This window comes from Shivajiella indica (assembly GCF_042683085.1).
Taxonomy (GTDB): domain Bacteria; phylum Bacteroidota; class Bacteroidia; order Cytophagales; family Cyclobacteriaceae; genus Shivajiella; species Shivajiella indica.
Map to the genome: position 1 here is coordinate 585127 of NZ_JBHUIV010000016.1, position 14006 is coordinate 599132.

The 14006-nt window shown below is 41.2% G+C and carries 12 protein-coding genes; all 12 read right to left on the minus strand.

Annotated features, from left to right (window positions below):
- Window positions 1-80: 80 nt before the first annotated feature.
- From ftsA to mraZ, 12 genes are read right to left on the minus strand one after another with little or no spacing between them, the layout of a single operon-like run.
- Window positions 81-1397, minus strand: coding sequence for a cell division protein FtsA (gene ftsA / locus ACFSKV_RS12035; RefSeq protein WP_380802951.1), 1317 nt, complete (start codon window positions 1395-1397; stop codon window positions 81-83).
- A gap of 11 nt (window positions 1398-1408) precedes the next feature.
- The gene (locus ACFSKV_RS12040; protein WP_380802954.1) at window positions 1409-2164 is read right to left on the minus strand and encodes a cell division protein FtsQ/DivIB; all 756 of its coding nucleotides are present in this window, start codon (window positions 2162-2164) and stop codon (window positions 1409-1411) included.
- The gene (gene murC, locus ACFSKV_RS12045) at window positions 2148-3551 is read right to left on the minus strand and encodes a UDP-N-acetylmuramate--L-alanine ligase (protein ID WP_380802957.1); all 1404 of its coding nucleotides are present in this window, start codon (window positions 3549-3551) and stop codon (window positions 2148-2150) included. Before murC ends, ACFSKV_RS12040 begins: the two co-directional genes overlap by 17 nt.
- Entirely contained in the window at window positions 3548-4630 is a 1083-nt protein-coding gene (gene murG, locus ACFSKV_RS12050; protein ID WP_380803324.1) for an undecaprenyldiphospho-muramoylpentapeptide beta-N-acetylglucosaminyltransferase, read from the minus strand. Before murG ends, murC begins: the two co-directional genes overlap by 4 nt.
- Before the next feature lie 34 nt (window positions 4631-4664).
- Entirely contained in the window at window positions 4665-5834 is a 1170-nt protein-coding gene (locus ACFSKV_RS12055; RefSeq protein WP_380803326.1) for an FtsW/RodA/SpoVE family cell cycle protein, read from the minus strand.
- Window positions 5834-7186 carry a UDP-N-acetylmuramoyl-L-alanine--D-glutamate ligase gene (gene murD, locus ACFSKV_RS12060; RefSeq protein WP_380802959.1) on the minus strand — a complete coding sequence of 451 codons (1353 nt, stop codon included), beginning with the start codon at window positions 7184-7186 and terminating at the stop codon, window positions 5834-5836. The genes ACFSKV_RS12055 and murD overlap by 1 nt, the downstream gene beginning before the upstream one ends.
- Window positions 7186-8397: a phospho-N-acetylmuramoyl-pentapeptide-transferase gene (gene mraY, locus ACFSKV_RS12065; protein ID WP_380802962.1), complete on the minus strand. Its 1212-nt coding sequence runs from the start codon at window positions 8395-8397 to the stop codon at window positions 7186-7188. The genes murD and mraY overlap by 1 nt, the downstream gene beginning before the upstream one ends.
- Before the next feature lie 7 nt (window positions 8398-8404).
- The gene (locus tag ACFSKV_RS12070) at window positions 8405-9862 is read right to left on the minus strand and encodes a UDP-N-acetylmuramoyl-L-alanyl-D-glutamate--2,6-diaminopimelate ligase (RefSeq protein WP_380802965.1); all 1458 of its coding nucleotides are present in this window, start codon (window positions 9860-9862) and stop codon (window positions 8405-8407) included.
- Window positions 9863-11971 (minus strand): penicillin-binding protein, encoded by a 2109-nt coding sequence (locus ACFSKV_RS12075; protein ID WP_380802968.1) that lies wholly within the window; start codon window positions 11969-11971, stop codon window positions 9863-9865.
- Window positions 11968-12348, minus strand: coding sequence for an FtsL-like putative cell division protein (locus ACFSKV_RS12080; protein WP_380802971.1), 381 nt, complete (start codon window positions 12346-12348; stop codon window positions 11968-11970). Before ACFSKV_RS12080 ends, ACFSKV_RS12075 begins: the two co-directional genes overlap by 4 nt.
- Window positions 12349-12350: 2 nt before the next feature.
- Window positions 12351-13256 (minus strand): 16S rRNA (cytosine(1402)-N(4))-methyltransferase RsmH, encoded by a 906-nt coding sequence (gene rsmH / locus ACFSKV_RS12085; protein ID WP_380802973.1) that lies wholly within the window; start codon window positions 13254-13256, stop codon window positions 12351-12353.
- Between the two features lie 3 nt (window positions 13257-13259).
- Window positions 13260-13700 carry a division/cell wall cluster transcriptional repressor MraZ gene (gene mraZ, locus ACFSKV_RS12090; protein ID WP_380802975.1) on the minus strand — a complete coding sequence of 147 codons (441 nt, stop codon included), beginning with the start codon at window positions 13698-13700 and terminating at the stop codon, window positions 13260-13262.
- Window positions 13701-14006: the final 306 nt, after the last annotated feature.

Sequence of the window (14006 nt, forward strand, 5' to 3'; positions counted from 1 at the left end):
TTGGTGAAAATTTATATGTGAATAGGGCAAAGAAGGGGAAATGTAAGGCACCGCCAGACACCTCCCCTGAATGATAAGCCCTAGTAATTACTATCATCATTGATATCATTGGTGATGATATCTTTTAATCTCATTCCTATTTTTGAGATTATATTGGCTCCAAACTCAGTCTTGGAGGCCCTTAAATCACTTCTGTGATTCACGATATTTTCATATCGCTTTTTATAGTTTTCCTCTCTTTCATCGAATGATTTGAATCCAGCGAGAACCAAACCAACAGATGTCGCATACATTGGACTTTTGATTTCATCTACTTTGCATTTACCCAGATGCTCATTGGGATAACCGATCCTTGTATCCAAGCCCGTCATGTATTCAAACAATTGGGCAACTCCCGACAATAATGAACCACCTCCCGTAAGAACAATACCTCCAGCAAGTTTTTTATAATGTCCACTGGCCACCAGTTCATTCTGAACATGTTCAATGATTTCTTCCATTCTTGCCTGAATGATTGCTGCCAGATTTTTTATTGAAATTTCTTTGGGCGGTCTGTTTCTCAGGCCAGGTATGGAGACAATCTCATTTGGATTGGTTTCTTCGGCAATGGCTCTTCCAAATTTAGTTTTGAGCAATTCAGCCTGATTGTGCAATACCATACAACCCTCTTTGATATCTGTGGTGATGATATTTCCTCCCAATGGAATGACAGCTGTATGCCTGATAATGTTGTCATAGAAAATGGCAATGTCTGTGGTTCCGCCACCGATATCCACCAAGCAAACACCTGCTTCTTTGTCTTCTTCACTCAGAACAGATAAAGAACTGGCCAAGGGTTCTAATATCAAATCCTTGGAAACCAGATCCGCTCTTTTGACGCATCTGTTGATGTTATTTATTGCTGTGGTCTGAGCTGTAATGATATGGAAATCCGCTTCAAGTTTTGATCCTGACATACCTACCGGATCTTTGATACCGTCTTCATAATCAACGGTATAATCCTGCGGCATCACATGGATGATGGTATTGCCAGGAGGTACAACGATATTTTCCATATCATTGGCCAATCTTCTGACATCCTCTATTGTAATTTCATCCTGGTTTGGATTTCTGATAATGGCACCATGATGGACTGTACTACGTATATGCTGACCAGCAATGCCGACGATGACATTGGCAATATCCACCTCTGCCATATCAGAGGCATCATTCACCGCCTTTTGGATGGCATTTACAGTCTTGTCAATATTGGTCACAATACCACGGATCACCCCATCTGAAACGGCTTTCCCCATACCCAAGACTTCCAATTTCCCGAACTCGTTTTTGCGGCCAACAACCGCACAGATTTTGGTGGTCCCAATGTCCAGTCCTACAATAAATTTGTCGTTTTCCATAGTATTATCAATTATTCACAAACAATCTGGCCTTTATATTTTACATTTATCCTGCTGTAGGTATTCCAACCTTTGGAAGGAAGGATTTCATCATAGAACAGGTTTATCTTTTTAAATTTTTCTTCAATCTCAGAGGCATCACCAAATTCAATCACCTGCTTTCCTACCTGTTGATGCATTTTAATGTCATTCTTTCTTCCTATTTCCAATTCTGTAATCTGAGCTTTCCAAAATGGATCTTCCTGGATATGGCGGATCAATTCCAGCAACTTGGGATTGGATTTATTCAAATCTTTGGTTTCCAACAAAGCCTCAGCATAACCCCCATAAAGAATCAATACCCTTGAAGTATATTTATTGGAGGTAGGTAAAATCAAACCTTCAGATGAAATATACCCATCTGCTGCCCTTGGACGGGTTATTCTTGCAATTGGCACATGCTGCTCAATTTCCACACGGACATTGCCTTTTTGGTCACCATATACTTCAGCATTTTTAACAAAAGGATGTGATTCCACCTTCTTTTCAATGCGGTTCAAATTAATTTCCGAAAGCGATAAGCCCTGTTTGAGCAAAGGGAATTCTGTTTGAAGTGTGCCCAGGATTTCTTTTTCGTCCACGAAATACACGTCACTTACAGCCTTCACGTAAACTTCAACCCCATTGAATTTCCTTTCCGCGCTTTTCTTCTCAATAAAACCGATAAATACCACCAGGACAATGATCAGGATGGTGAACAGAAAGCCTTTTTTAAACCTGATTTTCATATTCTCTCATCCAGTTTGCAATAGGTAATACCAATCTGTCTATGTCCCCTGCTCCAATTGTAGTCAGAACATCCGTTTTTGCGGATTTCAGGTAATCCACAAGCCCTTCCTTACTCTGAAGTGATTTTTTTGGCGCAGTTATATCTTCCAACAACATGGAAGCCGTCACACCCTCAATGGGGAGTTCCCTTGCCGGATAGATATCCAGCAACACTACTTCATCAGCAATTGATAAGCTTTCTGAGAAGCCTTTGGCAAAATCCCGTGTTCTGGTGTACAGGTGAGGCTGGAATATCGCTGTCAATTTCCTGTGAGGATACATAGCCCGAACGGAACTTAAGAATGCCCTTATTTCTTCAGGATGATGTGCATAGTCATCAATAAATACCCTGTCATCCTCCTGAACCCAAATTTCAAATCTTCTTTTTACCCCTTTGTAAGTCAATAAACCCTTTCTGATATCTTCTTCACTCAATCCAAAATCCAAGCCTATGGAAATAGCCGGAAGGGCATTTTCAACATTATGGTATCCCGGCATCCGCAATTCCAAGCCTTTGATAACATGGGTATCACTTTGATAATCAAACCGGAATGCTGCAGGCTGAGCTTGGATATTTTTAGCTTGGATTTCTCCACCATCTATTCCATATCTTCTAATGCTGACTTCTTTTTTCGTAGAAAGTCCCATTTTATCAAAGGCCTTATACTGAACAAATAGTTTTCCTCCTTCACCGATCAGACCTACAAATTGCCTGAAGCCTTCCAGCATATGTGCATCATCACCATAGATATCCAAATGATCGGGATCTGCACTGGTCACCACTGCGACATTGGGGTGGAGATGTAAAAATGATCGGTCAAATTCATCCGCCTCAACCACCACCGTGGCTTCTTTTTCTCCCTCATCATGTAGAATCAGGTTACTTTGGTAATTCTGTGTAAGCCCTCCGAGAAATGCTGCGATGTTTTTACCTCCTGATTTCAACAGATGTGCAATCATGGAAGAAGTAGTGGTCTTTCCATGCGTTCCTGCCACGGCAATAGTTGGCATATTGGAAGTGATCATCCCTAGGACAGCCGCCCTTTTTTCCAATTGAAAGCCATGATCCCTGAAGTAATTCAATTGTATGGAATCTTTGGGCATGGCAGGAGTCCAAATGATCAATGAATTGCTTTTGTCCGCAATTACTTCATTTGGAATGCTTTCCAGATTATCTACATAAGAAATGGTCATCCCTTCCTTCTCCAGTTCAGAAGTCAAAGGCGAAGGCGTACGGTCATATCCTGAAACTTTGATTCCAATATGGTTAAACCACCTGGCCAAAGCACTCATGCCTATACCCCCTATACCAAGGAAATGGACGTTATGTAGCTTTCTTAGATTCATTCAATGATACTTTCCAATGCTTCAACGATTTCAATGGCCGCATCAGGCTTGGCCATTTTTTTTATATTTTCACCCAGTTTCCTGGCTTTATTCTCATCTGCAAACAACCCATCGGTTACCTCTTTTAATTTTCCAACAGCTTCCACATCTTTTAAAAGGAGGGCTGCATTTTCCGACACATAGGCCATGGCATTTTTTGTCTGATGGTCCTCTGCCACATTTGGGGAAGGAATAAAAATTACCGGTTTCCCTACCAAACTCAGTTCAGAAACGGATAATGCTCCAGCCCTTGACACTACCAAATCTGCTGCAGCATAAGCCAAATCCATTTCTTTGATAAACTCCATCACATGGATATGCTTTAGCCCGGATAGGTTCACTTTTTCGGACATCTCCTTAAAATAGAACTTGCCGCTCTGCCAAAGCATTTGATATCCGCTGTCTTCAATGGCCTTCATATCAGTCAGGACAGCTTGGTTGATGGTTCTGGCCCCTAAACTTCCTCCCAAAACCAAAATCACCTTCCTGTCTGGGTTGAGTCCAAAATGTGCCATTGCCTTTTCTTTTTTTCCTTCCAACTGAAGTATATCTTTTCTTACCGGGTTGCCAGTATACAGGATCCTGTCCTTAGGGAAAAACCTTTCCATATCCGGAAATGCCACACATATTTTTTTGGCCCTTTTGGCCAGTAATTTATTGGTCAAACCCGCATAGGAGTTCTGTTCCTGGATAAGAGTAGGTATACCTTTTCTTTGGGCCGCAAATAAAAGTGGGCCACTGGCATATCCACCTACTCCAACAACTGCACTAGGGACAAAGTCCTGTAACAGTTTTTTGGAAATTTTTAAGCTTTTTAGAAGCTTGAAGGGAAAACTGAGGTTAGCCAGACTCAGGCTCCTTTGAAGTCCGGCAACAGGCAATCCCTCAATTTTAAAACCTGCCTCAGGTACTTTTTGCATTTCCATTTTACCTTCTGCCCCCACAAATAGAATCTCGGATTGGGGATGCTTCTCCTTCCAAGCTTTTGCTATTGCAATAGCCGGGTAGATATGGCCTCCAGTACCACCTCCACTGATCATGATTCTATATGTTTCTTTCTCCTTTTTCAAAATATCAGGCAGTCTGAAATGCTTTTCTGAATTTATTTTCATCCCCAGTACTTTCCAGAGAATCCGCATGATCTCCCCTGCTGACACTCAAAATAATTCCAACGGAAAATCCTGTGAAAATCAATGAGGTACCTCCCATACTGAGCAATGGAAGAGGTAAGCCGGTAATTGGGCCCAAACCAACCGCAACTGCCATGTTGACCATGGCTTGTAATACCAGGGCAAAACTGAGCCCGGCAGACAATAATCCTCCAAATGGTTTGGTAGAGGAAGCCACAATCCTCATCCCACGGTACAATAATGCCAGATACAGGAAGAGGACTGTAGCCCCTCCGATCAGGCCATACTCCTCTATAATAATGGCATAAATGAAATCTGAGTAGGGATGTGGCAAGGTATTTCTTTGTTCGGATTTTCCTGGACCTTTGCCAGTAATACCTCCGGTTGAAATGGCTATAAAGGATTGTTCAGCCTGGAAAGGCAATTCTCCTTTGGTTGTGAATTTTTCTATCCTTGAAAAGAATGTTCCTCCACGCTGACCAAGGAAAACGGAGGCAGTAAGAAATACTCCTCCAATCAATATGACCATCATGATGTATTTTGCCGGAACCCTACCGATAAACATCAGCAAAAGACAGGTTGAAAAGAGCAATAATGCTGTGGACATATTGGCAAAACCAATCAACATGGTGATCACTCCAATCACTATGATCATTGGCAAGAAGGATTTCTTGAAATCTGCAATATTTTTTTGCCTCTTGGCAAGTAAACTTGCCAGAGTAGCAATCAAAGCCAATTTGGCTATATCGGAAGGCTGGAATGCCTTGTTGATACCTGGGATACTCAACCACCTATTGGCATCATTCACAGTGGATCCAAACGCATAGGTAAACAACAATAAAGGAACAGAAATAACCAATAAGAATTTCCCTATCAATCCATAATACTTATACGGTATTTTATGTGCAACCCACATTACAATCAGTCCCATGAATACCATCATTGAGTGGTCTAGAAGGTATTTCTCAGTATTGCCACCTGTTTTTTTATACGCCAGGGAACCGGTCGCAGAATAAACTACCAGAATACTGATCACAGCCAATAAAATCACAATCCCCCAGATCATGGGATCACCCTTAAGGTTTCTGTCTATCCATTGTTTGAATGATGTCATCATGCTGATAATAATTTCAACCTGTTTACCGCTGATTTATATTGTTCACCCCTATCTTCATAATTTTTGAAAAGATCAAAGCTGGCACATGCCGGTGAAAGCAATACCACATCCCCTTCTTTACCATATTCCAGACCCCATTTGACTGCTTCTTCCACATTCTGGGTTTCTTTGATTTCTGCTATCCTGCCTTCAAAAGCACTTTTCAGTTTTTGGTTATCCACTCCCAAACAGATCAACATTTTTACTTTGCCCTTTATTTCTGGGTAAAGCACTGAATAATCATTGCCCTTATCCACCCCTCCTGCAATCCAAATGACAGGATTCTCATAACTTGAAAGAGCATAAAAGGTAGCATCTACATTAGTCCCCTTACTGTCATTGATGAAACTTACCCCATTGATCACAGCAACTGGCTCCATTCTATGCGCCGCATTTTCAAAATCCTTCAGAGATTGCCGGATACTTTCTTCAGGTACACCGGCTATACTGGCTGCCAAGGTCGCACACATCGTGTTTAGCATATTATGCGTTCCTTTCAGGACAATATCCTCTTTATTAATTTTTATTTTTTTACCTGGCATACTCAGATGAATTGAATTTCCATCAAAATATCCCCCTGGTTGGATTTGGGTTTGAATGGAAACCGGAAAAGTTTTCGCCTTCAAGGTGACCTTTTTAAGCCCATCGGGTATGTATTGGTCATCCAGAAAATAAATTGCAGCACCACTTTCATCCATATTCCGGAAAAGGGAAATTTTGGAGGCAACATATTTTTCCATGGCATAATCATAACGGTCCAAATGGTCAGGGGTAATATTGGTCAGGATTCCAATTGCCGGCTTCATTTCTCTGAATCCGTCAATCTGAAAACTACTGGTCTCCAAAACCCACCATTCATGGTCTTTTTGGACTAACTGACCTGCCCAACTTTGTCCTACATTGCCCCCAAGTCCAACATCCACTCCTCCTTTCTTCAGTAAATGATAGGTTAACAGGGTAGTTGTAGTTTTGCCATTGGTTCCTGTAATCGCAATAACTTTTCCTTTTGAAAACCGATATGCAAACTCCAATTCATCAATAACCGGAATATTTCTTTCCCTTGCTGCTTTGACAATTGGGGCTTTATCGGAAATTCCTGGACTTTTAATGATCTCACTGCAGGAGAGAATTTCTATTTCCGAATGCATCCCTTCTTCAAATGGTATCATTTCACGGTTCAGTATTTCTTTCCTTTGAGTATCAATATTCCCCTTATCGGATACCCATACCGCATAGCCCTTCTGTTTGGCCAGTAAGGCTGCCCCTACTCCACTTTCTCCTGCTCCAAGTATGGCTATCTTTTTCTCCATTACCTTAATTTCAAAGTTGCCAAGGTGATGATGGCCAAGAGGATGCCTACAATCCAAAAGCGAGTCACGATCTTAGCTTCATGAATATTTTTCTTTTGATAATGGTGGTGCAAAGGGGACATCAGGAATATCCTCTTTCCTTCACCATATTTTTTTCGTGTATATTTGAAATAACTCACCTGCATGATTACAGAAAGATTTTCAACAAGGAAAATTCCACACAGCACAGGGATGAGCAATTCTTTCCGCAAAGCCAAAGACAAAACAGCTATCACCCCTCCCAACATTAAGCTGCCTGTATCACCCATAAAAACCTGGGCAGGGAAAGCATTGTACCAAAGAAATCCCACACAAGCACCAATAAAAGCAGAGCAAAAAATCACAAGCTCTGCGGAGCCCGGAATGAAAAAGACGTTGAGGTATTGCGAGAAGATCGCATTACCGGATATGTAAGCGAATATGGCTATGGTCAGGCCAATAATGGCAGATGTTCCTGCGGCCAGCCCATCTATGCCATCAGTGATGTTTGCCCCATTGGATACGGCAGTGATAATAAAAATCACCAATAAAATATAAAGGATCGGGGTCATGTTCTCCCCTAAGAAACCCAGGAAATTTTCATAATTCAGTTCATTGTTTTTCATGAAAGGTATGGTGGTTTTGGCCACTTTCACATCCTTAAATGCCGGAGTTTCTACTACACCCTCTTCAATCGAAACCGGATTTGTAAACTGACGTACCACGACATCTTCATGAAAATAAAGAGTTGCACCAACAATGATTCCGATGGTAATTTGACCCACAATTTTAAACCTTCCGGCCAAACCTTCTTTATTCTTCCTGAATACCTTGATATAATCATCAATAAATCCGATACCTCCCAACCATAAAGTAGTGATTAACAAAAGAATGATATAGATATTATTGACATTGGCAAAAAGCAAAGTTGGGATAACTATACCGGCTATGATCATCAGGCCTCCCATAGTTGGAGTTCCTTTTTTCTCAGACTGACCGGCCAAACCCAAATCCCGCACAGGTTCCCCGATCTGTTTGGCCCGGATCCAGTTGATGATATTCCTACCGAATGTTATGGTGATGATTAATGACAATAGTGCTGCCATACCTGCCCTGAAGGAGATATAGCGGAAAACCCCGGTTCCCGGAATGTCCAATACACTGTCCAAATAATCAAAAATCGGGTATAACATATCTATTTTAATTCATCATCTTGAGCATTTCTTTTACAACTTCCCTGTCGTCAAAGGGGTACTTCACACCTTTGATTTCCTGGTAAGTCTCATGACCTTTTCCTGCAATCAGGATTATGTCCCCTTTAGTCGCCAACACACCAGCTGTTTTGATGGCTTCTCTCCTATCTTCAATTACCAATGTTTTCTTGAAATCCACTGGATTTACACCTGCTTCCATTTCTTTTAAGATTGCCATAGGATCTTCATCTCTAGGATTGTCTGAGGTCAAAATCACCTTGTCACTAAGTTGGGTAGCAATTTTGGCCATCACAGGTCTTTTTGTCCTGTCCCTGTTACCCCCACATCCTACTACCGTTATGATTTTTTCACCTCCGGACCTGACTCCTTGGATGGTTTTTAATACATTTTCCAATGCATCAGGTGTATGAGCATAATCCACGATGGCAGTGACCCCTTGTATGGTAATCTTATCAAATCTCCCTTGAGCCCCCTTTATTTTGGACAATTGTCTCAAAACTTCATCTTCGTCTTCCCCCAATAGCACCGCTACCCCAAAAACTGCCAACAGGTTGTAGGCATTGAATTCCCCAATCATCCGGAACCATATTTGTTTGTTGTTGATATCCAGCTCCAGACCATCAATGGTGTTGGATAACACTTTGGCTTTAAAATCCGCTGGATATTTGAGACCGAAAGTCTGATGGGCCCCTTTACAGTTTTGAAGCATGACCATCCCCCTCTTGTCATCTGCATTCACCAAGGCAAAAGAATCTTTTGGCAATTCATCGAACAGCTTTTTCTTAGCCTTGATGTATTCATCAAAAGTTCCATGATAATCCAGGTGGTCATGGGATATATTAGTAAATACCGCTCCTGATAAAACTAAACCAGCCATTCTCTCTTGGACAATGGCATGGGAAGAGGCTTCCATAAAACAATGGGTACAACCATTATCTACCATTTTTCTAATCAAAGACTGAATGGCAATAGGATCTGGGGTGGTATGGGTAGAGGGAATAATATTGTCGTTGATCCTGTTTTCCACAGTGGAAAGCATTCCAACATTATATCCCATTTCTCTGAACAACTGATACAAAAGTGTGACGGTACTGGTCTTTCCATTGGTACCAGTAACCGCCACCAACTTGATCTTTTCAGATGGATTTTCGAAATAATTGGCAGCCATAATTCCCAGTGCCTTGGAGGAATCAATTACCTGAACATAGGTAACCCCCTCTTTAAGCGCCACGGGAAGGATTTCACAGACCACCGACCTGGCTCCTTTTTCAAGGGCCATTTGGATAAATTGATGCCCATCGACTTGGGTTCCTTTTACAGCTACAAATACTGAACCCTCCACCACTAGGCGACTGTCAAAGACAATCTCTTTGACCCCAACTTCCATATTGCCTATGGTGGAGGTTAAAGAAACTTTATACAATATGTCTTTTAATGCCTTCATTTATCCCAATATCAAACTAATAACATTATTCTGTTGAACAGGAGAACCCGGACTGATGGATTGGTTCTTTACCCTACCTTTTCCCTGATATACTACCCTAAGCCCTTTATTTTCAAGAACATAAAGCGCATCCCTTAATGGAAGCCCACTTACATCCGGGACAGTTGGAGACTCCACAGGTGTAGTTTTCCAGGTGATGGATTTCATTTGGGGTACAGACTTTACCCAGTTCTCTCCCTGTCCATTGTAATGGTTTGAAATGCCGAATTTGTTACAGAGCATCTGCAGTTCATCTACTTTTCCTGCCTGTATATAAGGAAAATCATTTCCTGCCTGGGCCATATAGGTGCCTATCGGGAATTTGCTGTTCAGCTTTAAGTCCTGGGAATAAATCTTATCTGCAATTTCTTTGAAAACAGGTGCAGATACATCACCTCCATAGGCGGCAAAACCCTTAGGGCTGTCAATGACCACTATGGCACTGTATTTTGGATTGTCCGCAGGGAAATAACCTGCAAAGGAGGTATAATACTTTTGCGTATACCTCCCGTCAATTAACTTTTGAGCAGTACCTGTTTTTCCGGCAATTCTATATTCTTCGTTGTAGACATTTTTTGCAGTTCCATTTTTGACCACCCCTTCAAGGAGTTCCTGCAAAAGCTTGATAGTCTTCTCTGAAGCAATTCTACTTTTTAGCACTTCAGTCTGGTATTTCTTTTCAATTTGGTTGCCTTTGGCAATTGCTTGGACAATCATGGGCTTGACCATTTTACCATTGTTGGCAATGGCATTATAAAAAGTCAAAGTATGTAAAGGGGTCAATTTGGATTCATAGCCTATGGACATCCAAGGAAGGGTTGTTCCATACCAGTATTTATCCCCCGGCTTTTTAAAATAAGGGGCTCCCTCTCCTTTCAATTGAAAACCAATGGTTTTGTCCAATCCCGCTTTTTCAACATAGCTTACAAAAACTGATGGTGAATGGCCAAAATGCTGCTCAACCAATTTGGATATGGCCACATTGGATGATTTTTCAAATGCTTCTTTTACTGTGATTTTACCATATCCCCCTTGCTTCACATCCCTCATGATACGGTCATAAAATCGGTAAGTACCATCACCGGTCTCTACCATATCATTTAGGCCCACTTTCCCTTCCTCCAATAAAGCCATCATGCTCAAAAGTTTAAAGGTTGAACCTGGCTCTGTCAGGCCCTGGTCACCAATTGCAAAATTGTAATTTTCCCCATAGCCAATTCCGCTTTTGTTTTTCTGAAGATTGGCTATAGCCTTAATATGACCTGTGGCTACTTCCATGACAATCACAGAACCAAATTCAGCATCTTTATTCATCAATTGCCTTAATAAGGCTGATTCTGCTACATCCTGAATGTTTACATCGAGGGTGGTCAGGATATCAAAACCATCATCCGGCTTTACATCAGCAGCATCAAATACAGGCTTCCAGGAACCACCGGCAATCCTTTGGAATAAGGCCTTACCGTTTTTCCCTTCCAGATATTCATTGAAACTGTATTCTATACCTACTCCATAGTTATCCTCATTGATAAAGCCTACCGTTCTTCCGGCAAGTTTATTGAATGGCTGGTAACGCTTTTCCACTTTCTCAAAGATCACCCCTCCTCCCATTCTACCATTCCGGAAAATAGGCCAGGTAGACATTTTCTGCATATCCTGATAGCCTATCTGCTTTCGGTTGAGTATGAGATACCTTTTACCGGATGTCCTGGCATCAGCAATCATTCTCTTGTAGGAGTCTGCTGATCTGTCTTTATAATAGGATGACAAAAAGAAAGAGAGGGAATCTATCCCCGAACGGAAAACTTCATCCTTAGCAATCAATGGATCTAAAACTACTCTGTAAAAAGGCAAACTTGTAGCCAACAAGCTTCCATCAGCGGCATAAATATTTCCTCTGGTCGCATTCACCTGCCTGAACTGAAAGTTGATGGATTCAGACTTTGCAGCCCATTTTTCACCTTCCACAAACTGCAAATGGACAACCTTATACAAGATTGCCACGGCAAATAGGGCAACTATAATAAAAGCTACCCTTACCCTAAGCACTATGGAACGTTTGATATTCACTTACTTGCTTTTATTTTTATCGGTGGTTCACTCAGTTCAACTATACCTAAAGGAGCAATTTTTCTAGCCACTTCGGACTGTTTACTGCTCAACATATATTCGGCTTCCAGGGTAGTCACATCTGCCCTAAGATCTTCCACTTCCCTTTGCATGATTTCAATCTTCCTGATCAGATTCTCCGCCCTATGATTACTCCATATATAAATAAGAGCTAATAATGCTACATAAAGAAAAGGAGGTACAAATTTGACCGGTATACCTTCTCCCAAAAATCCGCTTACGTTCAACTTTTCCTCAATCAGGGTAAAGATGTTCTTGCCTTGCCCTTTTTGAGAAGTTTGCTTTTTGATCTTCTTCTTAAATGTGTTTTGGCGCATCTTTATATTTTTTTTGCAATTCTCAACTTTGCACTTCTAGCCCTGCTGTTTTTCTGAATTTCTTCAGGACTTGCCACGATGGCTTTTCTGGTAACCGGCTCCAAAGGCCTGATCAGGTTTCCGAAGAAATCTTTATCTACCTCTCCTTGAAATTTGCCTTTATTGATGAAATTTTTCACCAATCTGTCTTCCAAGGAATGGTAACTCATCACGACCAACTTTCCTCCCGGTTTCAGCACTTCAAGGGTCTGCAGCAACATTTCCTCAAGTGCACCCATTTCGTCATTCACTTCAATCCTTAATGCCTGAAATACCTGTGCAAAGTATTTGTACTCTTTACCCCTTGGCGCGAAACGTTGCAGTATGGACTTGAAACTTTCAGTTGTAGTGAATGGACTTAAAGCCCTTTGTGCAACAATTGCCTGAGCCAAGGTTCTAGCATTTTTGATTTCACCGTAGATTCCGAAAATCTTATGAAGTTGACCTTCCTCATAGGAATTGAGGACATCTTTTGCCGATATGCTCATGGCAGCACTCATTCGCATATCGAGCTCACCTTCAAATCTTGTTGAAAAACCCCTTGTGGGTTCATCTATTTGGTGGGAAGAAATCCCTAAATCAGCTAATATTCCATCAACTTTTGAAACCCCATACAACCTGAGGTATTTCTTGAAATCCCTGAAATTGGCCTGAATGAAGGTAAATCTCTGATCATCAGGCACATTTGCTTCAGCGTCCGCATCTTGGTCAAAACCATACAAATGACCCTTGTCAAGATGCTTTAGGATTTCTTTTGAATGTCCACCTCCACCAAAAGTCAGGTCGACATACACTCCATTTGGATCAATATCCAGACCCTCAATGCATTGCTCAAGCATCACTGGAATATGGTAATTATGACCTGTCATCGTTTAGGAAAGGTATTTATCCATCAACTTGGACAGTTCTGCCTGGTCAGCCACAATATTTTGTTGGTATTTTTCAGGACTCCATATCTCTACAAATCCACCTACACCGATCAGCACTGCATCTTTGTCTATTCCTGCCCATGTCATAAAAGTCTTGGGAATCAAAAAACGTCCTGCATTGTCGAGTTCCACCTCGGTCATACTTTCAAAAAAGCTTCTTTTGATAAGCCTTTGTACCGGATCACGATCTGAAAGTGAACTGATCTGGTGTAAAAGTTTCTTAAACTCAACCTGGGTGTACAAAGCAAGACAGCCATCGTCTCCCTGACGGAGAATGAGCTCGTTACCATTGGACTCTGGTATTGCCGCCTTAATCTTGGCAGGCAATGCCAGACGTCCTTTGGCATCGACTTTACATTCATACCGACTGTTGAACATACCCATGGGCTTATCTTGAGTTTGTAATAATTACAAAAGTAAGAAAAGGAATAACACAATCCACCACTTTTTCCCACTTTTCTCCACTTTTTCCTAAAACTATCTAAAAGTTTGAATTATCACAATATTTTTTCAAAAATTTCAAGATTTTTTTACTTGATGGTCAATAGGTTGTGGGACAATTTTTACTAAAAAAATCAGCCAAATTTGGCCAAAAAAGAATAAACGCAAATAAAATCTCAATATTTCGAAAACATAATTGATAAATTTTTCATGGGATGGAGCAAAGTGGGAGAAAATCCCATAATTTTT